Source organism: Sphingobacterium cavernae (assembly GCF_008520265.1).
Classification (GTDB): domain Bacteria; phylum Bacteroidota; class Bacteroidia; order Sphingobacteriales; family Sphingobacteriaceae; genus Sphingobacterium; species Sphingobacterium cavernae.
This window is the reverse complement of sequence record NZ_VIQM01000054.1, coordinates 15,903-41,606: the sequence shown is the minus strand read 5'-3', so window position 1 is coordinate 41,606 and position 25,704 is coordinate 15,903. Positions and strand designations below refer to the sequence as shown.

The window sequence follows — 25,704 nt, the reverse complement described above, 5'->3', positions numbered from 1 at the left end:
TTGTTTTTTGTGTTAAAATATTGTCTTCGCAATTCCACCATCCAACGGAATGGAAGCTCCTGTAAGGTAAGAAGCATATTCTGATGCAAGAAATGCAACTAAAAAACCATATTCTTTTGGATCTCCTAATCTTTGCACTGGAACAGATTGAATACGTTTTGTTCGAATTTCTTCAAAGCTCACAGCGTCATTCTTAGCTTGGTTTTCCATCAGGCTGGTCAATCGTTCTGTTTCAAAATAACCTGTCATAACGGAATTAACCGTAATATTATCTTTTGCAACAGCATTAGATAAAGATTTGAACCAAGATACCAAAGCGGTGCGCATTGTATTAGATAACACCAAATTATCCTGAGGTTCTTTCACTGTCATTGAAGATACATTAACTATTCGTCCAAAACCATTCTCTTGCATTTTTTGCAAAGCGAGATTAGTTGTAAACACTGCATTTTGAAACAATAAGTTGAAAGCTTGCAAATAGTCGAAATCCGTTTTTTCAAGAACTGTTCCTGGATTCGGTCCCTGCGTGTTATTCACCAATATATCTATTGAGTTTTTAGAAAAATAGGTTGTGATAGATTTCTTGTAAACCTCAAAATCCAAAAAATCTGTTACAATATACTGATGAGATTGATTTTTGGTTATATCTAATGTTGCCAATATAGATTTTAGCCTATCTTCATTCCGTGCGACTAACGTTACACTAGCTCCGCATGCGGCTAATTGCTGTGCTATAGACTTACCAATGCCAGATGTACTACCGCCCACTAAAGCCTTTTTTCCTTGTAAATTGATTTCCATAAATTATTATTTATGCTTCTAAAATACAAAATATAAACGCGCGAATTGAATTATGCTCCACTATTGAATATTGATTTACAACAAATTAAATGGAAAGATTTTTAAAAATTTAAAATCTTTTACCTATATTTATCTAACCACTTATAAACACGTTTATACTATGCAAACAAAAACAGAATTCCTAATCTGGGACAAAATTGTCAATAGTGCTAAGCAGCGTTTTAATTACGAAGAGTATTTACAGTATTTCGAAGATTCAAAAATCTACGATAAACTAATACTTCATATTATTGTAGGATTTGCATCGGGAGAAAGTCACAATACGATCTCCACAAATCTTCATAATGAACTTACGCACATAGGAATACATGTATACGAACATGTCGTTGATGAAATCATAAGTGATAAACATATTGTCTTTAGCGCTGAAATTTATGCCGCTTACCTTACATTTTCTATGTTAGAAGATGGTGATAGCGAAATTGAAATCCTTGGATACGTAACAGATTTGCTAGAAGCCCCGAAAGTATATTAATTTAAATAGTGAGTAGTGAAACAAAGTTTAAAAACTGAGAAAGGTTTTTTAAATTTTATCTTTTAATTTTAAATTCTCTACGGCATTACTTTATAGGTCGGATCTTCTTCTATATTCACCTCAATTATTCCTTTAGCATTCTCCAAAAGACGAACACTGTCTTTACTCAAATGCCGTAGGACTACTTTCTTATTGACTTTTGCGTATTTATCAGTAAGTTTATTCAAGATTTCAATAGCCGACATATCGACGACTCGAGATTCTTTCAAGTCTACAATTACGACACTTGGATCTTCTTCGATGTCAAATTTTTCTATAAAATTGCTGGTCGATCCGAAGAATAATGGACCGTAAATTTCGTATATTTTATTTCCAAATTCGTCGATACTTTTGCGTGCACGTATGCGCTTAGCATTATCCCAAGCAAATACGAGCGCAGAAATTATTACCCCTACTAAAACTGCTTCTGCTAAATTGTGTCTTAACACCGTTATTGCTGCGACCAAAATCCCCACTATAACATCCGATTTTGGCATTTTCTTGAGCACTTTAAAGGAGGCCCATTGAAATGTACCAATAGAAACCATCATCATTACACCTACCAAAGCAGCCATTGGAATCTGCTCAATCACAGGTCCACCCACAAGTATCACAATCAAAATTCCCATCGCTCCTACTACTGCAGCTATGCGCGTGCGTGCACCGGCATCCAGATTCACCAATGTCTGTGCCACCATCGCGCAGCCTCCCATCCCACCGAAAAATCCATTAACAATATTTGCTGTGCCTTGTGCCATAGCCTCACGATTAGAATTTCCTTTCGTATTCGTGATTTCATCGACCATGCTTAGAGTTAACAATGACTCTACCAGTCCAACACCAGCCATGATTAAGGCATAAGGAAACACAATTTCTAATGTCTCCAAATTAAATGGCACCATAGGTATATGAAACGAAGGTAATGATCCACTAACCGAAGCAATATCAACAACTTTTTTTGTATCAATTCCAAAGAAAAAAACAAGTGCTGCTGTTATAATAATTGCTACTAAAGAAGCTGGAACAGCTTTAGTCAGTTTTGGAAACCCCAATACGATCAAAACTGTTAGCAGCGTTAATCCGCCCATCACATACAAACTTGTCCCTGACATCCAAGACGACACTCCATCCTCCATCACTTTAAATTGCTGAACTTGTGCCATAAAAATAATGATCGCCAAACCGTTCAAAAATCCATACATAACAGGTTGCGGAATCAAACGTACAAATTTTCCTAACTTAAATGCACCGACTAAAATCTGAAAAAAACCGCCTAATATAATTGCAGCAAACAGATATTCAACACCATGCGACACAATCAAAGCCATCAAAACAACAATGGTGGCTCCTGCTCCGCCAGAAACCAAGCCAGGTCTTCCGCCCAAAATAGCAGTTACAATCCCCATCAAGAATGCAGCATATAATCCCATCAATGGAGTCAATCCAGCTAAAATGGCGAAGGACAAAGATTCTGGAATCATCGTCATTGCAACAGTAAGCCCAGCCAAAATCTCGTTCTTGAAATTTACTTTTGAAAAATCGAATGTATCAAATGCCATAGAAATAAGTAAAGCCAACAGGTCTTGATGGCTTTACAAAAATAGAAATCTTTTATGGATTAAAATCCTATGGATTTTAAATTAAGTCCCGTACGTTCTTCTAAGCCGAACATTAAGTTCATATTCTGAACAGCTTGACCGGAGGCTCCTTTTAATAAGTTATCCGTAGCATTTAGAATCAACAACTTATTACCATGTTTTTCTAAATGGATGATAGATTTGTTCGTATTCACAACTTGTTTCAAATCAATATTTGCTTTGGAAACTGATGTAAAAGGATGCGAAGCATAGTATGAATTATACAAATCATAAGCTTCATCTTCTGTCAAATCCGAATCTACATAAATTGCTGAGAAAATACCACGCGTGAAATCTCCACGTTGTGGCACGAAGTTGATTTTCTCCGCAGCTCTTTCTAATAATGATTTTTCCGATTCTGGTAGAAACCCATTTTGCAATTGATCCAAAGACTCTGATACTTCTTGCAAATGTTGATGCTCAAAAGATTTGTATGCAGACAAGTTGTTATTACGCCATGAGAAATGAGATGTTGCTGTTGGTTTTTGACCAGCACCTGTCGAACCTGTCGTCGCATTGATATGAATTTGCGAAGGCAAAAGGCCTTTTGAAGCCAAAGGCAATAATGCCAATTGAATATTCGTTGCAAAACAGCCTGGATTTGCTATATATTGTGCATTTTTAATCGCTTCACGATTCAATTCTGGCAAACCATAGACAAAGTTTTGACCTTGATAAGTAGTGTTTGCGTGCAATCTATAATCTTGTGACAAGTCAATAATTTTCACAGAAATATCAATAGGATTAGCATCCAAAAACTTGCGGGCATCTCCATGTCCCACACACAAAAACAACACATCAATATCCGAATGGAAATCCGAAGAAAATTCTAATTCTGTATCACCGAATAAATCGTTGTGTACAGCATATAATTTATTACCAGCATTGGAAGCAGAGTTTGCAAACACTATTTCTACTTCGGGATGAAATATCAAAATACGTAATAATTCACCACCAGTATATCCTGCCGAACCGATTATTCCTACTCTTATTTTGCTCATATTGAAAGTTAAGATTTATATAAACTTTTTATAAAGCAGGAATTCTGCATCAGGTCCCTGCAATTCAAAGCCTAAATGTTGATAGAGCTCTTGTGCTACAAGATTATCAACTTGGGTTTCTAACTGCACAAAATTTGCATCATTGGATTTTGCAAATTCAATAGCTTTATTGATCAACTGAGTGGCTATCCCAGTTTTTCTATATTCTTTCAGCACGAATAGATCATTCAAAATCCAGTTTCGCACCATTCGTACTGAAGAATATTTAGGGTAGAGTTGCGTAAACCCTACCGCAGTATTTTTATCGTAATAGATATAAATAACAGACTCTTTGTTTAGGATACGATCAGATAAAAATTTTGCAGCTCCTTCTAGATCAGAATCTTTCTTATAAAAAATTCTATATTGATCGAATAGGCCCACTAAATCATGTAAATTATCTAATGTACCAAGGACAATCATTAGCCTTTGTTATTTACTTTATGCCAAATGATAGTTTGGTTTCCGAAGATTTTTGAGAATCCTTTTACATCATCTCCAGTGTAACCTTCGTTCATCTCGCCGTAGCTACCAAATTTATTATTCATCAAATCGTGCGCTGACTCAATACCTACGATTACGAAACGGTATGGGTGCAATTCCACAATCACGCGACCTGTAACAGTCTCTTGTGCTGAAGATAAAAATGCTTCGATGTCACGCATTACAGGATCGTGCATCTGACCTTCGTGCATCCAGTTTCCATAGAATGCAGCGATTTGATCTTTCCACGCCAATTGCCATTTTGTTAACGTATGTTTCTCTAACGTATGGTGTGCTTTTACCAAAATAATCGGACCAGCAGCTTCAAAACCTACACGACCTTTGATACCGATAATGGTGTCACCTACGTGAATATCACGACCAATGCCGTAAGGCTGTGCTAAATCTTGTAATTGTTGGATAACTTTTACTGCACCGATTTTCTCACCATTCAATGCTACAGGCTCACCTTTTTCAAAATCTATTGTAACCGTTTGTGGTTCTGTAGAAGTAGCAGCTGTTGGCCAAGCTGATTCTGGTAAGTATTGGTTTGAAGTCAAAGTCTCTGCACCACCAACTGAAGTACCCCAAAGCCCTTTGTTAATTGAGTATTTAGCTTTTTCAGCGCTATATGGGAAACCATGCTTACCTAAATATTCAATTTCAGCCTCACGAGATAATTTCAAATCACGAATTGGCGTAATGATTTCAACACCTGGAATCAAGGTATTGAAGATCATATCAAAGCGAACTTGGTCATTACCCGCACCTGTAGAGCCATGCGCTACGGATTCTGCGCCGATTTTCTTTGCATAATTCGCGATAGCTGTTGCTTGACACACACGTTCTGCGGAAACTGATAATGGGTAAGTTGCATTCTTCAACACATTACCAAAAATCAAATATTTTATAGTTTCGCGGTAGTAGTTTTCAGTCTCGTCGATTGTGGTATGTGATTTCACTCCCAACTCATATGCACGAGCTTCGATATTTTTTAATTCCTCAGCAGAAAATCCACCTGTATTTACGACTACAGAGTGTACTTCCAAGCCCAAATCTTTAGTCAAATAAATACAACAAAACGATGTATCTAAACCACCACTAAATGCTAAAACTACTTTTTTCATTCTTTTATGCTATATTTTATGGTAAAATGCTTTATCGCTAAAGCTTTACAAATGTACGAATTAATAAACTATGCTGTTTCTGCACGTGTAGGAAACACAGTTGCCACAAATTTCTTTGTCGAGCGCCACAACTTTGCTTCGATACGTTTTAATAAAGATTGTTTTTTCGAAATTCTTTCCAAACGTATTTTGGCTTCTGCTCTACGCTTCAATCTTTCTTCCAACTCTTTAGCCTTCTCTTCTGGATCCCAAAGCATAGCTGTACACATACAGTTTTTGCGTTCTTTGCTCACCAAAATATCGTAATTGATACAGCTTTTACAACCCGCCCAGAATTCCTCATCTTGCGTAAGCTCCGAATAAGTAACTGGTTCGTACCCTAATTCGGAATTGATTTTCATCACAGCAAGACCCGTTGTCAAACCGAAAATTTTCGCTTTTGGATATTTTTCGTGCGATAGCTCGAATACACGCTTTTTAATTGCTTTTGCCAATCCTACTTTACGAAACTCAGGACTCACAATAAGACCTGAATTCGCCACATAATCGCCATGCGACCACGTTTCGATGTAGCAAAAACCTGCCCAACGTCCATCCTTATGCAACGCAATGACCGCCTTCCCCTCTTCCATTTTTTTCGCTAAATACTCTGGCTTGCGTCTAGCAATACCCGTTCCACGAGCTTTTGCAGACTCAAACATTTCGTTACAAATTGCATCAGCATAAATCACATGATCAGCTGTCGCAGGAATAATTAAAAAATCTGAAATTGTCATCTTAAGATGTCGACCTAATAATTAACGCACTCTCGTGCAAATAAAGAATAACTAAGGATTGTAAAATTCGTAGAGCTACACGAATTCGATTGAAGCTAATGTGCTCTGCCTCCGAAATCAAGCTCGAGGCAGAATAGGTCGTCGAAATCGCAAAATTGGACAATTCATCCTATTATAGAATGCAAAAGCCATCGCTACAAGTTTATTAAAAACTTGTTTATTAGCAGTGAAAAAGGCTTTTGAACTATACATTGTATAAAATGTTTTCTTTCTTAAAATCTGACTGCGCAAAAGTATTAAATTATTTTTTTGTTTATGCAATGGAATTGTAGTTTTTTTTCAAAAAAATCAATTGCTTAAATAGTATAATAATCAAACTAATAATAAGACATATAAATCGTTGAAATGTTTAAAATATCTTGATTTCCATTTAACTAAAATTTTAATTAAAAAATATCAACTTCCGCTAGATACCCTAGAATATTCTAAATTTTGTTTATCCTTTAAAATACTCTAATTTTGCGATGTAATATTTTAACAATAAAATCATGGTAGGTCCAAGTATTATCTTTTACATTATATTCGCTATCCCTTATATTTTTGTGATGTATTGGTTAGTAAAACAAGATAAGCGTAAATATGCTTGGGGTGTAAGTGTGGTTACAGTTATTGCTATTGTTGCTCTGTATGTTTCACAAAAAGCAAGTAAAAATGCTATTGAGAACTACAAACAACATCAAATCGATGCCCGAGAAGCCGAAAAAGAGGTAAATTAAAGTATTACCATTCGTTAGTTGAACACCTATTCGAGGTTAAACTAATGTTAAGTAAATATTATCATTCCGTTAGATTAAGGCGATTCCTTACTTTTTTCCCGATTGTAAGTCTATATTTGTGTTAATTTAATGTTAGCAAACTACTTCAATAGATATTAGTTAACATATAAGTATACTAATAAACTTAACTAAGGAAATGACAACTTTTAAAAAGCTATCTTATTTCTTTGCTGCGGCTACAGCTATAGCAATTTCAAGCACAACCCAAGTATCAGCTCAAGAAAGAGATGACCGTGCTACGATTTTAAATTTCAAAGGCATACAATACACTTCTCCGGATTCCTTGTTCTACACCAACTTTCGTTTTCGTATGCAAAATCGTTTAGGATTTAGCAATGTAATGGATGGTAAAGATAATGGCAAGTTTGACGCCCGTATTCGTCGTCTGCGTATGCGTATGGATGGTTATATTTACACACCTAAAATTTCCTATTCCGTACAGTTAGCTTTCACACGCGGAGACCAAGACTTTGATGATACTGGTATCGCAAATATTGTACGTGATGCGGTAATATTCTACAATTTTTCGGATGATTTTTATATTTCATTTGGACAAAATAAACTTCCTGGAAACCGTCAGCGTGTAAACTCTTCAGGTCAATTGCAATTTACTGACCGTTCGTTGGTAAATGGAAATTTTGCAATAGACCGAGATTTTGGGTTAACATTTCACTTAAGTAATAAGATTGGCAATATGCCATTCAACGCGAAAGCGGCGATTTCTACAGGTGAAGGTAGACCAGCTCTTTCTACTGATGATGGTTTAGCATACACAGGGCGTGTGGAGTTTTTACCGTTAGGTGAATTCGAAAATGGCGGAGATTATTCGGAAGGTGATATTGAACGTGAAGAAACGCCAAAATTATCTATCGGTGGTGGTTACAGCTACAATGACCGTACTATCCGCGAAGGTGGTCAATTGGGAAAATACGTAATGAACCCATTCACATTGAAAACAGGTTTTGCAGACGCCATTTTCAAGTACCAAGGATTTGCGTATCAAGTAGAGTATATGCGCCGTGATGTAGACAATCCATTAAATGTTTTGGAGGATGATCCGACGGAAGAAACATACGCCTATAAAGGTTGGGGTGTTAACCAACAGACTTCTTACCTGTTGAATAAAGGTTACGAAGTAGCAGCTCGCTACACGTACTTGAAACCGCATCAACAAATTTCAACTTTTGAAGATCAAACTGAAGTATTTGAGTTAGGTTTAACAAAATATATGAAAGCACACCGTTTAAAATTTCAACTGAATAGTACATATACCGTGAAAGATGGAATCTTCGACAACAACCACAAGAAGAATGGTTGGGGTGGCATATTCCAAATCGAATTAGGTATTTAATCGAAATAAAACACATTAAAAAGGTCATTATTAACAAAATAATGACCTTTTTTGATTTAATGTAATTTTTCTTAGTAGGACTTATGGAATCCAGCTCAAATCTGCATCCATCCTAAAAGAATACTTATCTTTAAGGATTCAAAAGAAAAATTACATGAAATATTACATTATAGCTGGAGAAACATCGGGGGATTTGCATGGCGCAAATTTGATTAAAGCTTTAAAAACAGAAGATCCACAAGCTGATTTCAAAATTGTTGGTGGCAATCAAATGCAAGAAGCGACAGATCAAATACCATTAATCCATACTTCTCAAATGGCCTTTATGGGATTTGTGGAGGTTCTGAAAAATTTGAAAACTATTTCAAAAAATCTCAAAGCTGTAAAAGAAGATATCCTGGATTATAAACCTGATACAGTAATATTAATTGATTTCCCCGGATTCAACATGAAAATTGCTTCATTCGCGAAGAAGCATGGTATTAAAGTATGTTACTATATCTCACCAAAAATCTGGGCGTGGAATCAAGGGCGTGTGCACAAAATCAAAAAAGTGGTCGACCACATGTTCTGTATTCTTCCTTTTGAAATAGATTTCTACAAGCGATTTGGAATGAAAGTGGATTATGTAGGTAATCCGTTGCTTGATGCTATTTCTGCTTATGAATTTAATCCTAATTTCCGAAAAGATAATAATCTGTCAGACGCCCCCATTATTGCACTGCTTCCGGGTAGTCGCAAGATGGAGATTGATGAGATATTACCTGAAATGGTTGAACTTTCGTTCTCTTTTCCCAAACATCAATTAGTAATTGCTGGAGCTCCCAACTTTGAGAAATCCTATTACCAACAATACATTGGAGACTTAGGAATACCTATTGTATTTGATCAAACTTATGATTTATTAAAGAATGCAGATGCAGCAGTAGTAACGAGTGGAACAGCAACCTTAGAAACCGGAATATTACGTGTACCACAGGTAGTAGTCTATAAAGCAAACCCGATTTCTGTATGGATAGCTCGAAAGTTAATAAAAGTTAAATTCATTTCCTTAGTAAACCTTATCAATAATTACCTGTCTGTTATTGAATTGATACAGGAAGAATGCACAACTTCGGACATCAAAGATGAGATTGGTAAAATCTTGATGAAGTCCGAACATCGCGCCAGTATCTTAGAAAATTACGATGTATTAGCGACGAAATTAGGTGATCCGGGAGCCTCTGCTCGTACAGCTAAACTCATTGTAGAATATTTGACTTAACGCAAAAAAGGAGTTTTTATGAAATGGACAGCATTACTAACATTTATTCTTACCCTATTATTGGGAAATAATGTTAACGCACAAGCAAATGAAAAACGAATATCCAAATTAGTTTTGGATAAAAAAGAAAAGAAAGTTTTTGCTGATAGGGATAGAGACTCATCTACGACATTATTTATTGATACTTTGGTGATGAAAGACCGTTCCTCAATACAATTTTTTGGCAAAAAAGAAGTTAAAATCGTTGTGGGGCATGCAGAGATCGGAGACAGAGCATTTATCAGTGGTATGGCTGGTAAAAATAATGCGTCTAATTTTGATTTGGATTTTAATTTCCAAAAACTCGGTTCATTGTACATAGTTGCACGAGGACAAGACGCCATGAATGGCACAAAAACAGATCCAAATGGTGACGCTGGAAATATTAATTTAGTTTATGACCCTAAGGGAATCACACCACAATCAGCAGACAAAAAAGGAAAAAAATATATTCACACTGATGTAACTCCTGGTGGATTACGCGTGACGCCATCTACCGACTTAAGGAATATTTACGACCAAATTAGTCGTTCTGCTCCTGGACTTCGTGGAGTACCTCAAGGTCAGATTTATTCTGGTTCTCCTGGGAAAGAGGGAAAAGCAACTATCAGTAGTAAAGAATAAAACGAAGAATCCCTTAACTTTAGATGTTAAGGGATTCTTCGTTTTAATTATAGTCAAATACTGCTACAACGGGTAGATGATCTGAGGCATATTCCCCTGTCATAGCGTATGACGCAACCAAACTTAGAACAGTAGCTGCTGTTTTATTAAAAGCCACAAAATCAATAGCCCTATTAGGATTTCGAACAGGAAACGATAATGGACAAGAACTCACACATGATAAATTGAATTCTTCTTGCAACTTTTGTATTTCAACCGATGTTGGAATAGCATTATAGTCTCCTCCAATCAAAAAGGATTTGTTTAAACTTTTGCTAATAGTAGTCAATCGTTCTACTTGTACCGTTCTGTTAGGTACATTTAAGTCCAAATGCGTCGAAGCAAATTCAACAGAAACATCGCCTGGCAAATTCACCGTTGCAATAGCCACACTGCGTTGCTCACCAGAAGTTGGCATGGGTAGTAATTCATTACGGGTATTTGTCAACGGATATTTACTCAGAATAGCAACTCCATACTCTCCTCCACTAAAATCAATAGATTTGGAAAAATAATAATGCATATCAAGCAATTTAGCCAATTCTTTAGCTTGATCGACATTCCCTGATCTTGGCACATTTACATCCACTTCTTGCAGGGCGACGAGGTCAGCACCACTCTTTCGTATTACTGCAGCTATATTATTCAAATTCACTTCCTTCGAATTCTCCGGGACACCGTGATGGATATTGTAAGTAAGAGTAACTAATTTTTTGACTTCTACTTTCTTACTAGAATTTAACAAATTATAAGATGACAATACTATTGTTCCGAATAGAAGTAGCAATTGAATACGCATGATGAATTGATAGGATATATTAGTATTTCAAATCTACATAAATTCACTACAAAACTTTAAAATCAAGAAACTAAAACTCAAATTAGATTGTATTAAATATTATACAATCCGTAATTTTGCAGTACAAATCCAAACCTTGAATGTTTGACAAACTGTTAAAAAGAATTGTTTCCTCCCCTTTACTTATCTACATAATCAGATGTTGTATAGGTTTTATGATTGGATATCAATTGTATATTGAGTTTCCCGATTTCGAGCTTTTCTGGACTTTATTATCGATTATCTTAGTTATCTCTCCCGAAGAGAAAGATACACGCAAACTTTCCATTGAACGATTCAAATCCAATTTCATTGGTTCAGCAGTAGCTATGGGATTGTTATTGCTTTTCGAACCATCGGTTTATTCTATACTTCTTGGTATATTCATTACAATAGTAATCTGTCGTTTATTTAATGTAATGAATATGGCTCGTGTAGCCTTGGTTGCCCTACTCATTATTATGGTACAACCGCATGAATCATCCATGGTAGAGGCACCGATTTATAGATTTGGTTCTGTTGCTGTGGGCTGTATTATTGGGTTACTAATAGTGGTTTTCACTTCTATGATTTTTAGACCACTAAAAAGAAAATTCGGAATACCATACTAACAATCTCGGATTTTATCCACTTCATCATTTATTCCGTTCGCAAAATTGTATTTTTGTCGTCAATGATTGAATTATATACAGACGGTGCTTCAAGTGGAAACCCAGGTCCAGGGGGATATGGAACGATTTTACGTACAATCTATACAGGCGCAAATCCTGATTTCCAAGGTAAGTTAATCGAAAAAGAATTTTCAGGAGGATACCGAAAAACCACCAATAACCGTATGGAACTCATGGCGGTGATTGTGGGTTTGGAAGCATTGAAAAATATAAAACAAAAAGTCACCATCTATTCCGATTCAAAATACTTTATCGATGCTATTGATAAAAAATGGGTGTATGGTTGGATGCAAAAAGGTTTCGCTGGGAAGAAAAATAAAGACTTGTGGTTGCGTCTTATGCAGTCCTACAAATTGCACGATGTGAAATTAGTTTGGGTAAAAGGTCACGCTGGTCACCCACTTAACGAACGTTGTGATAAATTAGCCGTAGCAGCTTCAAAAGATCCCCTAAAATGGCAAATTGATTCTGTATTTGAAATGGAAGAAAAGCAGGGGTTAAGTTAAAATTAAGTATATTTAGGTTTCAAATGATTAGCATTATGAGACCTTTTTTATTTCTATTTCTAACAGGGATATTATTAAGCTGTGGTTACTCACATAACACGGATATATCGCAGCAAAAAAAAGATTTTCGAAACAAGGATAGCTTACTTGATTATTCAAGATTACATTATGTAAAGCTTCCTTCAACCGATTCTAGTGTTTATCTTTTTGATATATCTAAAAATTATATCAAAATCCGAAGACAAAATCAAATTACACTAAAGGAATCATTAGAAAAATTAAAAGAAATGTTACCTAAATATTTCAACGCATACCACGACTCATTATCTTTTAATCTCATATTTTCTGATGGAATCATGTCACAATATGAATTAGAATTTAATCGCAAAGAAGTGGAGCATTATTTTGATAAGAATGATAATAATGAATTACCTCCAAATCCAACAATAAATCAAATACTACTTTACACTAACTTCAAGGATGAAATAAACTCTATATTCAAACCCTATGGTTATACTATTCAACAATTTTCCAGCGAAAAAGTAGGATTTGACTTTAAAGCATTAAATAGAAATGTAGAAAGTTCTTATCAGGATACTGTTCGTTATTCAAAAGAGTTTTTCATTGGTTTATTACATATAAAGATGAATAAAATCTAAATTGAAAATAATTGAAATGCTCAAACAATCCTTTGCTCCCATTATCCCCTCTCAACCAAGAATTTTAATCTTAGGTTCTTTACCCGGAGATTTATCGATAGCAAAAGACCAATATTACGCCCATCCACAAAATAGATTTTGGAAGGTTTTATTTTCACATTTTGAGCGAGAATTTACTACTGATTATTCCGAAAAGATAGCCTTACTTCATCAACAACAAATCGCACTTTGGGATGTCTGTGCTTCTGCTATTCGCCCTGGCAGTATGGATACAGCAATTACAGAAGTTATTCCAAATGCCATCGACCAACTTTTAGCTGAACATCCCAGTATTACTACCGTAATTTTTAACGGTCAAAAAGCACAAAAACTCTTTGAAAAATATTTCGACAAGTTAGAACATATACAATATGTTACTTTCCCCAGTACGAGTCCCGCCAACGCACAATTTAATCTCGAAAGATTGCTTTTACAGTGGGAAATTATCAAAACCTAAACCCTCCGAATTCCCTTAGTAGAGTTTGTAAAAAATTTAGTTATACTAATCAGCTTTGATTATCTTTGTGGCAAGATGTCAGACTTAAAATACAACCAAAGAGGTGTATCCGCTGGGAAAGAGGATGTACACAATGCTATAAAAAATATCGACAAAGGTTTATACCCACAGGCTTTTTGTAAAATCATCCCTGATATACTAGGTGGCGACGAGCAATGGTGCAATATCATGCACGCAGATGGCGCTGGTACGAAATCTTCTTTAGCATATGTATACTGGAAAGAAACGGGTGATATCTCTGTATGGAAAGGTATAGCACAAGACGCAATCATCATGAATTTAGATGATTTATTGTGTGTGGGGGCTATTGATAATATCATCTTATCTTCAACAATTGGTCGTAACAAAAACAATATTCCGGGCAAAGTTATCGCTGAGATCATTAATGGAACGGAAGAAATATTAGCTGAATTGCGTGAAATGGGCGTTGGCATTTACTCCACTGGTGGTGAAACTGCTGATGTCGGTGATCTGGTACGTACGATTATCGTAGACAGTACAGTTACTTGTCGTATGAAACGTGAAGAAATAATCTCAAATCACAATATCAAAGCTGGTAATGTCATCGTTGGTTTGGCTTCATATGGTAAAGCTACTTACGAAAAAGAATACAACGGAGGTATGGGTTCGAATGGTTTGACTTCGGCTCGTCACGATGTATTCAGCAAATATATAGCAGAAAAATATCCTGAAAGTTTTGACCCAGCAGTTCCTTACGATTTAGTATTTGCTGGTGGTAAAGCGTTGACAGATAAAATTACAACAGAAACTGGCGAAGAAGTTACTGCAGGTAAATTGGTGTTATCACCTACACGTACTTACGCGCCTGTGATTAAACAAATTTTGGATAAGTACCGTTCACAGATCGATGGTATGGTTCACTGTTCAGGTGGCGCACAAACAAAAGTGCTTCACTTTGTAGATAAGGTTCATGTTATTAAAGATAACTTGTTCCCTATTCCTCCTCTTTTTGAATTGATTCAAAAAGAATCGAATACGGATTGGCAAGAGATGTACAAAGTATTCAATATGGGACACCGTATGGAATTATACGTTTCGGAAGAAATTGCACAAGATATTATTGCGATTTCGGAATCATTCGGGATTCCAGCACAAATCGTAGGTCGCGTAGAAGCTAGCGACAAAAAACAAGTTACAGTTTCATCGCCTTACGGTACATTTATATACGAATAATATTGTGAAGGAGAAGCTCATCATAGGACGTGCTGAAATCATTGACCTTCCCGAATTGGGAATGTACAATATTGAGGCAAAGATTGATACAGGAGCTGAAACTTCAGTTTTACATTGTGAGGATTACGAAGTAACAGAGAAGAATGAAAAGCATTTCATCACTTGTCACATACTACCGCATCTGGAAACCGATGAAATCCTCACCATAACATTTCCGGTACATCGCGAAAGAGTTGTAAAAAGCTCTTTCGGACAAACCGAAACTAGACATATTTTTCTGACTAAAATCAGAATGTTTGATCAATTATATGATATTAAATTATCATTGCGTGATCGCTCAACAATGTCCTATCCCATGCTGTTAGGACGTAATTTTATAAGTAAAAAGTTCCTTGTGGATGTATCCAAAAAAAACTTGGCATCCAATTCCATCTAGCTAATTAAAAACCAATCCAGTAGTTTTCTTGTTTTAATAAAAAACTTTAACAATCATTTTGTGAAAATAGCAGTCTTATCGACAAACAAAAACATCTATTCGACACGTCGTCTTGTAGAAGCAGCAACCGCTCGTGGGCATGAATGCATTGTGATGGATCACAGCAAATGCTACGTAGGAATTCAGCAAGGAAAACCAAGCATTCACTATAAAGGTCAAGACATTAATGACATTGATGCTATTATACCAAGAGTAGGATCTTCTGTAACTTTTTATGGGTCAGCGATTGTACGACAGTTTGAGGTGATGGATGTAATTTCTGCCAACCCAAGTCAAGCCATTACGCGCTCTCGCGATAAGCTGCGTTGTATGCAAATTCTTTCAGGCGCTGGTTTAGGTTTACCAACTACAGGGTTTGCTCGTACGGCATCTGATGTAGATGATCTAATCAACATGGTTGGTGGCGCACCACTCGTGATCAAATTATTAGAAGGTACTCAGGGTATTGGTGTGGTATTGGCCGAAACGAAGAAAGCTGCTTCATCTGTTATCGAAGCTTTTTATGGATTAGGGAATAATATTTTGATTCAAGAGTATATCAAAGAATCTAAAGGTTCTGATATTCGTGCATTCGTTGTAGACGGAAAAGTAGTGGGTGCGATGAAACGTACAGCTAAAGAAGGGGAATTTCGTTCCAACTTACATCGTGGAGGAACTGCCGAAATTATCAAATTAACACGCAAAGAACGCGAAAGCGCAGTTGCTGCAGCAAAGGCAATGGGATTAACTGTAGCAGGTGTAGATATGCTACAATCAGCTCGTGGACCACTTATTTTGGAAGTAAATTCTTCGCCAGGCTTAGAAGGTATCGAAAAAGCAACTAATAAGGATATTGCAGCGGAAATTATCAAATATTTGGAGCGACAATACGATTTCAAACAACAAAATAAACCAACTCCAAAACGTATAATCAAAAAAGAAAGCAAGCTTTAAAAGCTTGCTTTCTTTTTTCAATAGTTTTAGAACTATCGTAAATAATATTTTTATCTGATCTTATTTCATTAAAAATCCACCACCTAAAAGGTCGTTTCCTTCGTAGAATACTGCAGATTGACCTGGAGCAATACCTTTCACTGCATGTGGGAAATCCACTTGCATAATATCACCTTGTTGTGTCAGAATAGATTGCGCACCAGCGTCTTTGTAACGGATTTTTGTAATAGCTTCCATTGGTTCATCAATTGAAGCATATTTCACCAAGTTGATATTACGAACGAAAGCTTGTGTTTTCTCTAATTCATGTTCTTCACCTAACATTACAGAATTACTTTCTGGCAAGATCTCAATCACAAACATAGGTTTACCTAATGCGATCCCCAAGCCTTTGCGTTGACCAATAGTGAAGTAAGGATATCCGATATGTTGCCCCACTACGGTGCCATCAGACAAGATAAAATTACCTGGTCCAATCTCTTGATCCAATGTAGGTCTTTTGTTGCGTAAGAAATCACGGTAATCGTTATTTGGCACAAAACAAATCTCGTAGCTTTCCGATTTATTTGCTAGCTCGTGCTGTCCCATATCCAACGCCATTTGCTTGATTTCTGACTTATGAAATGACCCCAAAGGAAATTGGGTTCTAGCCAAATTTTCTTGCGAAACGCCCCACAAAACGTAAGATTGATCTTTATGTTCATCCAAACCTTTTGAAATCACATAGCGTCCATTATCATGTTGACGTATATTCGCGTAGTGACCAGTTGCGATAAATTCGCAATCCAATTTGTCAGCACGCTTAATCAAAGCCTCCCATTTAATATGTGTATTACACAATACACATGGATTTGGTGTACGTCCAGCGATATATTCATCGACAAAATTGTCAATAACATAGTCGCCAAATTCATTACGTATATCTAGAATGAAGTGCGGGAAACCATAGCTGACAGCCAAAGATCGCGCATCATTGATACTATCCAAACTACAACAGCCAGTTTCCTTTGATGAACCACCTGAGCTAGCATAATCCCAAGTTTTCATCGTAATACCGATCACCTCATAGCCCTGCTCGTGCAACATTACAGCCGCAACTGAACTGTCCACTCCACCACTCATCGCGACCAATACTCTACCCTTTTTACTCATATCAATTTATTAAAGTGCAAAGATACCCTAAAATCATTTATTACCGTGTTTATTTCATGTAATTTTATCTCAATCAAAATCAAGGAATTGGGAAATTAAGTAAAAATAAATGCGCGGAATGTTTTAGAATTAAAAAAAAGAAGCTACATTTGCAACGCAACAAAGGATAAATTGTTGCTGAAAAAGGTGCCATAGCTCAGTTGGTAGAGCAAAGGACTGAAAATCCTTGTGTCGCTGGTTCGAATCCAGCTGGCACCACCACAAAAACTGAAAGTAACAGTTTTTAATCAAAAACTTAAAGGTGCCATAGCTCAGTTGGTAGAGCAAAGGACTGAAAATCCTTGTGTCGCTGGTTCGAATCCAGCTGGCACCACCAAAAAAACTGAAAGTAACAGTTTCCAATAAAAAACTTAAGGTGCCATAGCTCAGTTGGTAGAGCAAAGGACTGAAAATCCTTGTGTCGCTGGTTCGAATCCAGCTGGCACCACAAAAAAAGCTTCTGAAAATTTCAGAAGCTTTTTTTGTGTATTTACAAAACAATACTTCTATCCAATTAATTAACCTATAAATAACTATGAAACATTCATCAATTTATTATACTATTTTATTAACTACCTCTCTTATATTATGGTCTTGCGAAAAGTATGATGATTCAGAATTAAGAGATAAAATCCAAAATTTAGAAAATAGAATTGAAAATATTGAGAAACAAATTCAAGCGATTAACACTAGTATAAATTCCATTCAAACAATTATTAATGTTTTACAAACAAATAAACATATTACAAAAATTGAAAATCTGAAAAGTGGCTCTATATTAACATTTTCAGATAATTCACAGTTAGTACTAAACAATGGAAAAGATGGAAAAAATGGAAAAGATGCTCCTGTTATAAATGTACGCTGGTATAATGGTTATTTATACTGGACACAAACTATAGATGGTGTAACATCCTGGCTAAAGGATATTAATGACAATATGATTCCTGCTACAGGTATGAACGGTATTACCCCATTACTCAATGTAGATTCTGATGGATATTGGATTGTTAGCTATGACTCTGGAAATAGTTTTGATAAAATTTTAGATTTAACTAACAAACCAATCAAAGCGAGAGCAGAAGAGAATAATAGTTATTTTGACTCTTTCACAATTTTAAATAATGATTTAATAATTACTCTCAAAGATGGAACTGAATTATCTATTCCAATTGGAAAAATATCACCATATAAAGCAATTGATTTAGGGCTTTCTGTCTTATGGTCATCTGCTAATTATGGAGCAACTAGTTCTGATAATCCAGGTGGTTTGTATTTGTGGGGAGATGTAAACAATAATGGTATAATTGCATTTTACGATGCACCAAATACTACCTCGATATCAGGAAGCACTTACGATATTGTTAGAAAAAACTTAGGAAATAAATGGAGGACACCAACACGAACTGAACAGACTGAACTGATATCAAAATGTATTTGGACTAGATCTACTCTAAATGGTGTATTGGGTATGAAAGTCACAGGACTAAATGGAAATAGTATATTTCTTCCTCCGACAGGTTACGCTCTTCCAAAAAGTGGTTCAATAGGTGACATGCAAATCGTTGATCAAGCTGGAGGTTATTATTGGACTGGAGATTCACATATTATCAATTCTAGTCGATTTGCCTATTATTTTTATTACAATAATACATCTTACTATTACAATACAAGCTTAAATACTTCCGTTGGGAAAATGGCAATTAGACCAGTGAGAGAGCTTTAATATTATGGGGAATTACTTGATTCCCCATAAACTATTTTATCCCAAATATCCCAACAGATAGTAGATAATGATAAATACGATTATTGTACCGAAACAACCAAGTCCCATTTTTTTGGCTCCCCAACCTGCAATTAATGCTCTAAATAATTTATTCATATTGGTAAGTATTTATTAATGTGATACGTTTGTATAACCAAAATGTAGCCAAAATGTTTTGTGGCAATTGGATATGTGCAGAGATATTACCACTTTTAGTACGCCAACCAATTAATACTTCTAATCTATGTTAATTTCAAATTTGCTTAAAATCATAATAAAAGCTTTCGGAATCTATTTTTTATATTTAATCGGAACAGGAATTTTCGGATTTTTTAATTCGGTTTTTTATGCTCCTCCACCAACAATCAACAGCAGTCAAATCACAACTTTCATTATTCCAATCCTGTTTGCTTACCTCTTCTTAGTAAAAACTGATTGGCTTGCGAATTGGTTACTTTCTGGTTATGACGACAAAATCCAAACTACTAAGCCTGATTTTATTCACTTACTCGTAGTTTCTTTTGGTTTTATTAGCCTAATTTGGGGCTTAGCTAATTCGTTTGGATTTAATTTCAACAAGTCAGAAAGTGATTCAGGGAGCGGATTTTCGTTCGGAATAAACTTTGAAATTGGAAATATACTCTTAAGCATTTTAGGATATATAATCCTTAAAAATAGAGAAAGATTAGGTCAATATTTTACCAAAAAAGCTGACAACTCTGAATAGAAATATATTGAAATAGCCAAAAAGCTATTTCAATATATTTCTAACTTTTATTTTTCCCTCATAATGATGTTTAAGGTGAGCACCTTCACCATGTACAGTCCAAATTTCAGTTGGTTGAACTTTCGTAATAAAGTTGTTCAGATCATTCCAATCGATATGATCCGAAATAAACAAGGTCATATCGTTATAATTTTGCAAACGCTTCCATCCCGATGCGAACACACGAACCACATTCTTCGCGCGGAAATAGTTGTTAAACATCATCGGAGGCACAAGATATATCTTATCTTGTCCATCTTTTAAAGCCTTTCGGTTATAAATTTCGTAAGTCAGTTTCACCAAACCTTTTTCTTCATAAATACGATGAATAGGTGCGATATTGTGATGTGTGTAAACAGTTTTTTGCGGACAATAGGTGTTAATCAGATTCGTAATCCGTTGCGCCTTTCCTAAGGCGTAACATCCCAGCATAATATTCAACGAAGTGGAATTAAGCTTCTTGATTTCTTCAATTGGATCGGGATGTATGACCGCAGGATCTGCGAAAGTTGTTTCTGTTATTAATACATCAGCTTTTATGTATTCCAAAGGCTCACAAGTTATATCTTCTTGCAATTTGTAATCACCCGTATAGAGATAACGTACACCTTTATACTGCATCAATATTTGAGCCGAGCCTAAGATATGTCCTGCCGGAATAAAATTTATCTCGACCTCTCCTATCTTAAAGCTTTCCTTGTATCCTTTCTCCTCATAAGAAGACAAAGGTTGTTTCGTAAAGCGATGTTGCATAAAAGCTATTGTATTTGAGGTAGCATAAATAGCGGTATGTCCTGCTACGGCATGATCGCCGTGTGCATGAGATATTACGGCTTTTGCAACTGGATATTTTGGATCAATATAGAAATCCCCATACGCACAATAATAACCAAACTCATTTTCTATTAAAAAATCTTCTAAAATATCTATTTTTAGCATTTACTTATTAGCTTCTTATGTATTTTATATAGTTGAGGAAGTAGGGGCTGAATACCATCATTAACGATTACAAAATCAGCTAATTTTCGTTTCTCCTCCTCAGGCATTTGTTTATTTATTCTATTGCGTACTTCTTCACGTGAAACCTCATCGCGTTTTATCACACGTTCAATTCGCAATTCTTCTGGCGCGACCACCAAGATTGTATAATCTAATGTTTTGTAAGAACCTGATTCAAATAACAAAGCAGCTTCTTTCAAGCTGTAACAGAATGTTTGCGCATTTGCCCAATCCACAGCGTCTTGTATCACGATAGGGTGCACAATACTATTAAGCTGTTTTAATTTTTCTGGATTGTTAAATACTTGAGAAGATAACCATTTGCGATTTAATGTCCCATCCTGGAAGTAAACGTCCTTGCCAAAAGCTCCTATTAAACCATTTCTGATGAGTTCACTACGCACCATTAAATCCTTAGCCTCTTTATCGGCATCGTAAAAAGGAACGCCTAATGTTTTAAAGATTTTTGCGACAAAACTTTTGCCAGAGCCAATACCTCCAGTTATACCAACTTTAATGGATTTCATAGTAGTTTTATTTACGAACGAAAAAATCGACGTTTTGAGGTTCTAACTTTATCAATTGCACGAAATCCGGAATCATCGTAATCCGAACTGGTAAACTTTTGACGTGCTTGTCCTCCCAATTCGCCATATCTACGACCGCTTCAAAATCGCTCGCTGTCCATTTTACAAAATCCTTCAACGGAACCATCACCGTTAAGGAAACTTTGCTAGGAACAGTACGAACTGATGTATATTTCATACCATTGATAATTTTGATGGGAACCTCAATAATCTTTTCTGTCAATTCACCTACAGGAATAACCAATTCTGTCATTCGCGGGTAAATCGTGATGTTTGTTTTATGGTTCTTATTGATATGTGCTACGGTTCTAATATCGGTAAATACCAAATCGCCCTTAATGGTATCCGTCTCCAAAAATTCAATATTTGCCACATCTTCAGTTGGCCCCGTGATTGTAACTTCCGCAGGATTAACCTTAGTCTCCCCAACGAATCCGTATTGCTTTTTGAAGCTAATATTTGTAGGAACTTTTATAGGAACTTTACGCTGCCTTTGGCGCGAAAAGTCAAAATATAATGTATCAGGAGAAACACTGATTACACGCTTTTCATTTGGAAATTGCCTATTAATAAACCCAATCTGATTGGAAAACACTACAAAATTTCGGGTATTCAAACTGCTCAAATCTACCTGTATATTAGTCGAATCTGCACGCATTTTGGCAAGTAAAACATTCCAGCCACTCATTTTTATTTTTACACTAACCGTATCCGATTGTAGTGGGTGGAACGCTCTTTTTTCAGGCATATTGACGTATTCAATACCTGCATTAATTGTGAACGTGTATTGATTGGAAACAGCTATCAAAAGCCAAGCAATAAAAGAAATAACGAGACAACGCAAAAAGATGTTTATCTTTCTCTTATGGATTTTTGAAAATCTACGTTGCTTCATATACACAAAGTTAAAAAAATAAGCGTACAGAACGTATTTACAATAAAAAAAGCCATTTACAAGTTTGCAAATGGCTTTCCTATATTTAAGTACTAAAAATTACGCTTTTGGCTCAGCATTCGCTGCTTTAGAAGCATCCAAAGAAACTGCTGATTTGTCAAAACGCATACGTACACCAGAACCTACATCTACTAAAAAAGTAGTGTCAGAAACTTCAACGATACGACCGTGAATACCTGCAGTTGTCACGATTTTAGCATTTACACCTAATTCTTCGATATATTTTTTGTGGTCTTTTTGTTTTTTCATTTGTGGTCTAATCATAAAGAAATAGAACACAACGATGATCAATACCATTGGTAGCATTCCCATCAAACTGCTTCCGCCACCAGCTTGTAATAAAATAGTTGATATCATATTGTAATTAATAATTTTAAATTTACTTTTCTACTGTTCCTTTTAATTGCACTGTAGTCACTGCATTTTCTGCATTGGAGGATACCGTTACAATTTTTTGTTGCACACCAGGTTGACCTGCACTGTTAAAGCTTACTTTAATCTCTCCCTCTTTTCCTGGCAAAATAGGATCAACCGTATAACTTGGTGTCGTACATCCACATGAAGCTGTTACTTGCGCTAATATCACAGGCTCTTTACCTTCATTCTTGAATTTGAATGTATGCTCGACTACTTCACCTTCTTTGATTGTTCCAAAATCAAACACATCAGATTCAAAGGTAATTTTACCTGTTCCCGCTGTATTTGAACTCGTTTCATAAGCTGTCGAATCCCTAGATTCATCTGATTTTTGAGCCGGATTATTACAAGCAAACAACATGGATAATGCTGTTCCCGCAAATAATAGTTTCTTCATTTTTCACTTAGTCTTTTAGTCCTCTTCCTGACTTATTAATACGACCTTGTTTGGTCAAATCAGCAAGAATTTTGTCTAATATACCATTTATAAATGTATTACTTTTCAATGTACTGAATGTTTTTGACAATTCTATGTACTCATTGATCGTAACTTTCACAGGAATAGATGGAAAATTAATCAATTCACTAATCGCCATACGCATCAAAATAGTATCCATTAACGCAATACGATCAGCTTCCCAATTTTTTGTTTTCTCAGCGATAAGCTGCTGATATTCTTCCGAATAACGAATAGTAGTCTTCAACAAGTCAGCAACGAAATCTTCATCTTCTGACCAATTTGGTGTCAAATCTGCTAATTTATTCTGTGAAGGCACCTCTGAACTAAAGTTTTTGAAGGTTTTGGCAACCATTGCCTGCAACACTTCTTTATCTACTGTCCAGTTGATAAATTTTTCTTCGAAGACTTGCTCGATTTCAACCGATTTTAAGATTATTTTCTTAAATATATATTTAATAATATCTTTTTCGGCGGCAATGCTTCTATCCTCTACTTGCAAATATTCCAAATAGGCCTCTGAATCTTTCAACTGCGCAAAAATAGAACGCACAATCTCTGGATCAAAACCCCACGACACATTATATTTTTTTACAAATTCCAGATAAGCTCTATTTTGACGCAATGACTCAATAAACGTATTGCTATTCAGTTTGGTTGTCAAAATCTTATCCTTCTCCGTTGGCAAATACTTTGCGGCACGACTCTCGGCATCTAAAACTACGTATTCTGCTACTTCATCCAGTAAATTCAATGTCCAGATGTACATTTCATTTACCTCATCTACATTCTTGAAAAGTGCCTTTTCAAAATTTTTAACCTGTTTATCCTCCGATAAACTGTACGCGTAAAGCGTCTGCATAACCTTAACTCTAAGGTGTCTTCTGTTTAACATAAGTGTATAAGAACGAATTATTTATAAAGAACGATTTTAAAGGAGATGAAACTATTACCTTTTAATTTTGGACATATCCGCAATTCGCTTTTCCGCTAATTGCTTCGCTGCCTCATAGGTGGTAATATTTTCTTCTCTTGCACGTTGCAACACATGACGTGTCGCTGTATATATATTGCGAATTAACGATTCTGTACGATCATTACCATATCCTTCTAACTCCGAATAGCAACTTATCAAAGCGCCTGAATTAATCAAGAAGTCTGGTGTGTATAGAATATTATGTTCTTTCAACAATTGTATTGTTTTTTCTTCTTCTTTGAGTTGATTATTTGCTGAACCAGCGATGATTTTACAACGCATTTTAGGCACTGTATCCGGATTTACCGTTCCACCTAAGGCACATGGTGCATACACATCCACATCCAATTCATAACTTGTTGCGTATTGAATAGGCTCTGCTTTATATTTCGCAGCTACTTTCAAATTGCGCTCTTCGGTCATATCCGAAACATACACACGCGCATTCTCATTGCGCAACATCGCTATTAATTGCTCCCCTACAGACCCCACACCTTGAACCGCGACTTTGCGTCCAGCTAAAGAATCATCACCATACAATTCTTTGATTGCAGCTTTGATACCGTAGAAAACACCTCTCGCTGCAAAAACAGTAGTATCACCACCGCCATTCATCGAAGTAGGAAGACCAGCAACATAATTTGTCTCAGCATGGATGTATTCCAAATCGCGCTGTGTTGTACCAACGTCAATTGAAGCAATAAAATTTCCGTTAAGCCCTTCGATAAATTTACCGACACGACGCATTAAAACCTCTGTCTTGTCCGTACGATTGTTGCCAATAATCACCGCGCAACCACCGCCTAAATTCAATCCCGCCAACGAAGATTTGTAAGTTATCGCTTTTGAAAGACGCAAGGCATCTTCGATAGCTTCTTCTTCCGATTCGTAAGGCAGCATACGCACACCGCCAATAGCTGGACCTAATGTCGTATCATGGATAGCTACAATAGCCTTCAATCCTACTGCCGGATCATTACAAAAGAATAAATTCTGATGATCAGCATTAGCCATCAGACTGAAAATAGTGGAATTTTGCATAACCAAAATTATTAATCTATATGCCCAATTAAGGCAGTACAAAAATAAGAAATAAATTTTGTTAAAATTACCTTTTGATGCATTTATGAAAGTATGACTTTAATAC

General features: G+C 35.9%; 29 protein-coding genes and 3 tRNA genes. 17 read left to right on the top strand and 15 right to left on the bottom strand.

Annotation, left to right across the window (positions count from 1 at the left end):
- Window positions 1-12 precede the first annotated feature (12 nt).
- Window positions 13-801 (bottom strand): SDR family oxidoreductase, encoded by a 789-nt coding sequence (locus FLS47_RS10640; protein WP_149914352.1) that lies wholly within the window; start codon window positions 799-801, stop codon window positions 13-15.
- Window positions 802-961: 160 nt separating this feature from the next.
- On the opposite strand from FLS47_RS10640, the gene FLS47_RS10635 reads away from it, so the two are divergent.
- Window positions 962-1,336, top strand: coding sequence for a hypothetical protein (locus tag FLS47_RS10635; protein ID WP_149914351.1), 375 nt, complete (start codon window positions 962-964; stop codon window positions 1,334-1,336).
- Between the two features lie 77 nt (window positions 1,337-1,413).
- Here FLS47_RS10635 and FLS47_RS10630 read toward each other — a convergent pair whose 3' ends face one another.
- The 5 genes from FLS47_RS10630 to FLS47_RS10610 form a co-directional block, all read right to left on the bottom strand.
- Window positions 1,414-2,934 (bottom strand): SulP family inorganic anion transporter, encoded by a 1,521-nt coding sequence (locus FLS47_RS10630; RefSeq protein ID WP_149914350.1) that lies wholly within the window; start codon window positions 2,932-2,934, stop codon window positions 1,414-1,416.
- A gap of 59 nt (window positions 2,935-2,993) precedes the next feature.
- Complete coding sequence (gene argC, locus FLS47_RS10625) at window positions 2,994-4,013, bottom strand: N-acetyl-gamma-glutamyl-phosphate reductase (RefSeq protein WP_149914349.1); 1,020 nt, start codon at window positions 4,011-4,013, stop codon at window positions 2,994-2,996.
- A 15-nt stretch (window positions 4,014-4,028) separates the two neighbouring features.
- Window positions 4,029-4,475: a GNAT family N-acetyltransferase gene (locus FLS47_RS10620; protein ID WP_149914348.1), complete on the bottom strand. Its 447-nt coding sequence runs from the start codon at window positions 4,473-4,475 to the stop codon at window positions 4,029-4,031.
- Window positions 4,475-5,662 (bottom strand): argininosuccinate synthase, encoded by a 1,188-nt coding sequence (argG, locus tag FLS47_RS10615; RefSeq protein ID WP_149914347.1) that lies wholly within the window; start codon window positions 5,660-5,662, stop codon window positions 4,475-4,477. The genes FLS47_RS10620 and argG overlap by 1 nt, the downstream gene beginning before the upstream one ends.
- 68 nt (window positions 5,663-5,730) lie before the next feature.
- The gene (locus FLS47_RS10610) at window positions 5,731-6,438 is read right to left on the bottom strand and encodes a GNAT family N-acetyltransferase (RefSeq protein WP_149914346.1); all 708 of its coding nucleotides are present in this window, start codon (window positions 6,436-6,438) and stop codon (window positions 5,731-5,733) included.
- A 548-nt stretch (window positions 6,439-6,986) separates the two neighbouring features.
- On the opposite strand from FLS47_RS10610, the gene FLS47_RS10605 reads away from it, so the two are divergent.
- The 4 genes from FLS47_RS10605 to FLS47_RS10590 all read left to right on the top strand — a co-directional run bounded on the left by FLS47_RS10605 (window position 6,987) and on the right by FLS47_RS10590 (window position 10,552).
- Window positions 6,987-7,214 (top strand): hypothetical protein, encoded by a 228-nt coding sequence (locus FLS47_RS10605; protein WP_149914345.1) that lies wholly within the window; start codon window positions 6,987-6,989, stop codon window positions 7,212-7,214.
- A 196-nt stretch (window positions 7,215-7,410) separates the two neighbouring features.
- Window positions 7,411-8,625 (top strand): porin, encoded by a 1,215-nt coding sequence (locus tag FLS47_RS10600; protein WP_149914344.1) that lies wholly within the window; start codon window positions 7,411-7,413, stop codon window positions 8,623-8,625.
- A gap of 154 nt (window positions 8,626-8,779) precedes the next feature.
- Complete coding sequence (gene lpxB, locus FLS47_RS10595; protein WP_149914343.1) at window positions 8,780-9,889, top strand: lipid-A-disaccharide synthase; 1,110 nt, start codon at window positions 8,780-8,782, stop codon at window positions 9,887-9,889.
- An 18-nt stretch (window positions 9,890-9,907) separates the two neighbouring features.
- Complete coding sequence (locus FLS47_RS10590) at window positions 9,908-10,552, top strand: hypothetical protein (protein ID WP_149914342.1); 645 nt, start codon at window positions 9,908-9,910, stop codon at window positions 10,550-10,552.
- Between the two features lie 43 nt (window positions 10,553-10,595).
- Here the strand turns inward: FLS47_RS10590 and FLS47_RS10585 are convergent, their stop codons facing one another.
- Window positions 10,596-11,390: an endonuclease/exonuclease/phosphatase family protein gene (locus FLS47_RS10585; RefSeq protein WP_149914341.1), complete on the bottom strand. Its 795-nt coding sequence runs from the start codon at window positions 11,388-11,390 to the stop codon at window positions 10,596-10,598.
- A 215-nt stretch (window positions 11,391-11,605) separates the two neighbouring features.
- On the opposite strand from FLS47_RS10585, the gene FLS47_RS10580 reads away from it, so the two are divergent.
- The 7 genes from FLS47_RS10580 to rimK all read left to right on the top strand — a co-directional run bounded on the left by FLS47_RS10580 (window position 11,606) and on the right by rimK (window position 16,444).
- A complete protein-coding gene (locus FLS47_RS10580) occupies window positions 11,606-12,040 on the top strand; it encodes an FUSC family protein (protein ID WP_223225231.1) in 435 nt (144 codons plus the stop codon).
- 62 nt (window positions 12,041-12,102) lie between these two features.
- A complete protein-coding gene (locus tag FLS47_RS10575; protein ID WP_149914339.1) occupies window positions 12,103-12,606 on the top strand; it encodes a ribonuclease H family protein in 504 nt (167 codons plus the stop codon).
- Between the two features lie 35 nt (window positions 12,607-12,641).
- Window positions 12,642-13,265, top strand: a complete 624-nt coding sequence (locus tag FLS47_RS10570; protein ID WP_149914338.1) for a hypothetical protein — start codon at window positions 12,642-12,644, stop codon at window positions 13,263-13,265.
- Between the two features lies 1 nt (window position 13,266).
- Window positions 13,267-13,761 (top strand): DNA-deoxyinosine glycosylase, encoded by a 495-nt coding sequence (locus FLS47_RS10565; RefSeq protein WP_223225230.1) that lies wholly within the window; start codon window positions 13,267-13,269, stop codon window positions 13,759-13,761.
- Window positions 13,762-13,836: 75 nt separating this feature from the next.
- On the top strand, window positions 13,837-15,015 hold the full coding sequence (locus FLS47_RS10560) for an AIR synthase related protein (protein ID WP_149914337.1): 1,179 nt from the start codon (window positions 13,837-13,839) through the stop codon (window positions 15,013-15,015).
- Window positions 15,016-15,019: 4 nt separating this feature from the next.
- Complete coding sequence (locus FLS47_RS10555; RefSeq protein ID WP_223225229.1) at window positions 15,020-15,451, top strand: ATP-dependent zinc protease family protein; 432 nt, start codon at window positions 15,020-15,022, stop codon at window positions 15,449-15,451.
- Window positions 15,452-15,511: 60 nt separating this feature from the next.
- Complete coding sequence (gene rimK / locus FLS47_RS10550; RefSeq protein WP_149914336.1) at window positions 15,512-16,444, top strand: 30S ribosomal protein S6--L-glutamate ligase; 933 nt, start codon at window positions 15,512-15,514, stop codon at window positions 16,442-16,444.
- A gap of 60 nt (window positions 16,445-16,504) precedes the next feature.
- Here rimK and mnmA read toward each other — a convergent pair whose 3' ends face one another.
- Window positions 16,505-17,596, bottom strand: coding sequence for a tRNA 2-thiouridine(34) synthase MnmA (gene mnmA / locus FLS47_RS10545; RefSeq protein WP_149914335.1), 1,092 nt, complete (start codon window positions 17,594-17,596; stop codon window positions 16,505-16,507).
- A 185-nt stretch (window positions 17,597-17,781) separates the two neighbouring features.
- Between mnmA and FLS47_RS10540 the strand changes: the two genes are divergently transcribed.
- From FLS47_RS10540 to FLS47_RS10520, 5 genes are all read left to right on the top strand, one after another.
- Window positions 17,782-17,857: transfer RNA gene (locus tag FLS47_RS10540), tRNA-Phe, on the top strand.
- 39 nt (window positions 17,858-17,896) lie between these two features.
- Window positions 17,897-17,972, top strand: a tRNA-Phe gene (locus FLS47_RS10535).
- 38 nt (window positions 17,973-18,010) lie between these two features.
- Window positions 18,011-18,083, top strand: a tRNA-Phe gene (locus tag FLS47_RS10530).
- A gap of 87 nt (window positions 18,084-18,170) precedes the next feature.
- The gene (locus tag FLS47_RS10525) at window positions 18,171-19,361 is read left to right on the top strand and encodes a PL29 family lyase N-terminal domain-containing protein (protein WP_149914334.1); all 1,191 of its coding nucleotides are present in this window, start codon (window positions 18,171-18,173) and stop codon (window positions 19,359-19,361) included.
- 283 nt (window positions 19,362-19,644) lie between these two features.
- Entirely contained in the window at window positions 19,645-20,127 is a 483-nt protein-coding gene (locus tag FLS47_RS10520; protein ID WP_149914333.1) for a hypothetical protein, read from the top strand.
- Window positions 20,128-20,151: 24 nt separating this feature from the next.
- Here FLS47_RS10520 and FLS47_RS10515 read toward each other — a convergent pair whose 3' ends face one another.
- The 7 genes from FLS47_RS10515 to FLS47_RS10485 form a co-directional block, all read right to left on the bottom strand.
- Window positions 20,152-21,105: an MBL fold metallo-hydrolase RNA specificity domain-containing protein gene (locus tag FLS47_RS10515; protein ID WP_149914332.1), complete on the bottom strand. Its 954-nt coding sequence runs from the start codon at window positions 21,103-21,105 to the stop codon at window positions 20,152-20,154.
- Complete coding sequence (gene coaE / locus FLS47_RS10510) at window positions 21,099-21,692, bottom strand: dephospho-CoA kinase (protein ID WP_149914331.1); 594 nt, start codon at window positions 21,690-21,692, stop codon at window positions 21,099-21,101. Before coaE ends, FLS47_RS10515 begins: the two co-directional genes overlap by 7 nt.
- Window positions 21,693-21,699: 7 nt before the next feature.
- Window positions 21,700-22,647, bottom strand: coding sequence for a YbbR-like domain-containing protein (locus FLS47_RS10505; RefSeq protein WP_149914330.1), 948 nt, complete (start codon window positions 22,645-22,647; stop codon window positions 21,700-21,702).
- A gap of 99 nt (window positions 22,648-22,746) precedes the next feature.
- Window positions 22,747-23,064: a preprotein translocase subunit YajC gene (gene yajC, locus FLS47_RS10500; protein ID WP_149914329.1), complete on the bottom strand. Its 318-nt coding sequence runs from the start codon at window positions 23,062-23,064 to the stop codon at window positions 22,747-22,749.
- A 22-nt stretch (window positions 23,065-23,086) separates the two neighbouring features.
- On the bottom strand, window positions 23,087-23,521 hold the full coding sequence (locus tag FLS47_RS10495) for a DUF1573 domain-containing protein (RefSeq protein WP_149914328.1): 435 nt from the start codon (window positions 23,519-23,521) through the stop codon (window positions 23,087-23,089).
- A gap of 7 nt (window positions 23,522-23,528) precedes the next feature.
- Complete coding sequence (nusB, locus tag FLS47_RS10490; protein WP_149914327.1) at window positions 23,529-24,443, bottom strand: transcription antitermination factor NusB; 915 nt, start codon at window positions 24,441-24,443, stop codon at window positions 23,529-23,531.
- An 87-nt stretch (window positions 24,444-24,530) separates the two neighbouring features.
- Window positions 24,531-25,598 (bottom strand): Glu/Leu/Phe/Val family dehydrogenase, encoded by a 1,068-nt coding sequence (locus FLS47_RS10485; RefSeq protein WP_149914326.1) that lies wholly within the window; start codon window positions 25,596-25,598, stop codon window positions 24,531-24,533.
- Between the last annotated feature and the right edge of the window lie 106 nt (window positions 25,599-25,704).

Excerpts from the sequence above, each read along its gene's own strand:
- FLS47_RS10640 (WP_149914352.1), bottom strand. The coding sequence starts at position 801 with ATGGAAATCAATTTACAAGGAAAAAAGGCTTTAGTGGGCGGTAGTACA.
- FLS47_RS10635 (WP_149914351.1), top strand. The coding sequence starts at position 962 with ATGCAAACAAAAACAGAATTCCTAATCTGGGACAAAATTGTCAATAGT.
- FLS47_RS10630 (WP_149914350.1), bottom strand. The coding sequence starts at position 2,934 with ATGGCATTTGATACATTCGATTTTTCAAAAGTAAATTTCAAGAACGAG.
- argC (WP_149914349.1), bottom strand. The coding sequence starts at position 4,013 with ATGAGCAAAATAAGAGTAGGAATAATCGGTTCGGCAGGATATACTGGT.
- FLS47_RS10620 (WP_149914348.1), bottom strand. The coding sequence starts at position 4,475 with ATGATTGTCCTTGGTACATTAGATAATTTACATGATTTAGTGGGCCTA.
- argG (WP_149914347.1), bottom strand. The coding sequence starts at position 5,662 with ATGAAAAAAGTAGTTTTAGCATTTAGTGGTGGTTTAGATACATCGTTT.
- FLS47_RS10610 (WP_149914346.1), bottom strand. The coding sequence starts at position 6,438 with ATGACAATTTCAGATTTTTTAATTATTCCTGCGACAGCTGATCATGTG.
- FLS47_RS10605 (WP_149914345.1), top strand. The coding sequence starts at position 6,987 with ATGGTAGGTCCAAGTATTATCTTTTACATTATATTCGCTATCCCTTAT.
- FLS47_RS10600 (WP_149914344.1), top strand. The coding sequence starts at position 7,411 with ATGACAACTTTTAAAAAGCTATCTTATTTCTTTGCTGCGGCTACAGCT.
- lpxB (WP_149914343.1), top strand. The coding sequence starts at position 8,780 with ATGAAATATTACATTATAGCTGGAGAAACATCGGGGGATTTGCATGGC.
- FLS47_RS10590 (WP_149914342.1), top strand. The coding sequence starts at position 9,908 with ATGAAATGGACAGCATTACTAACATTTATTCTTACCCTATTATTGGGA.
- FLS47_RS10585 (WP_149914341.1), bottom strand. The coding sequence starts at position 11,390 with ATGCGTATTCAATTGCTACTTCTATTCGGAACAATAGTATTGTCATCT.
- FLS47_RS10580 (WP_223225231.1), top strand. The coding sequence starts at position 11,606 with ATGATTGGATATCAATTGTATATTGAGTTTCCCGATTTCGAGCTTTTC.
- FLS47_RS10575 (WP_149914339.1), top strand. The coding sequence starts at position 12,103 with ATGATTGAATTATATACAGACGGTGCTTCAAGTGGAAACCCAGGTCCA.
- FLS47_RS10570 (WP_149914338.1), top strand. The coding sequence starts at position 12,642 with ATGAGACCTTTTTTATTTCTATTTCTAACAGGGATATTATTAAGCTGT.
- FLS47_RS10560 (WP_149914337.1), top strand. The coding sequence starts at position 13,837 with ATGTCAGACTTAAAATACAACCAAAGAGGTGTATCCGCTGGGAAAGAG.
- mnmA (WP_149914335.1), bottom strand. The coding sequence starts at position 17,596 with ATGAGTAAAAAGGGTAGAGTATTGGTCGCGATGAGTGGTGGAGTGGAC.
- FLS47_RS10525 (WP_149914334.1), top strand. The coding sequence starts at position 18,171 with ATGAAACATTCATCAATTTATTATACTATTTTATTAACTACCTCTCTT.
- FLS47_RS10520 (WP_149914333.1), top strand. The coding sequence starts at position 19,645 with ATGTTAATTTCAAATTTGCTTAAAATCATAATAAAAGCTTTCGGAATC.
- FLS47_RS10515 (WP_149914332.1), bottom strand. The coding sequence starts at position 21,105 with ATGCTAAAAATAGATATTTTAGAAGATTTTTTAATAGAAAATGAGTTT.
- coaE (WP_149914331.1), bottom strand. The coding sequence starts at position 21,692 with ATGAAATCCATTAAAGTTGGTATAACTGGAGGTATTGGCTCTGGCAAA.
- FLS47_RS10505 (WP_149914330.1), bottom strand. The coding sequence starts at position 22,647 with ATGAAGCAACGTAGATTTTCAAAAATCCATAAGAGAAAGATAAACATC.
- yajC (WP_149914329.1), bottom strand. The coding sequence starts at position 23,064 with ATGATATCAACTATTTTATTACAAGCTGGTGGCGGAAGCAGTTTGATG.
- FLS47_RS10495 (WP_149914328.1), bottom strand. The coding sequence starts at position 23,521 with ATGAAGAAACTATTATTTGCGGGAACAGCATTATCCATGTTGTTTGCT.
- nusB (WP_149914327.1), bottom strand. The coding sequence starts at position 24,443 with ATGCAGACGCTTTACGCGTACAGTTTATCGGAGGATAAACAGGTTAAA.
- FLS47_RS10485 (WP_149914326.1), bottom strand. The coding sequence starts at position 25,598 with ATGCAAAATTCCACTATTTTCAGTCTGATGGCTAATGCTGATCATCAG.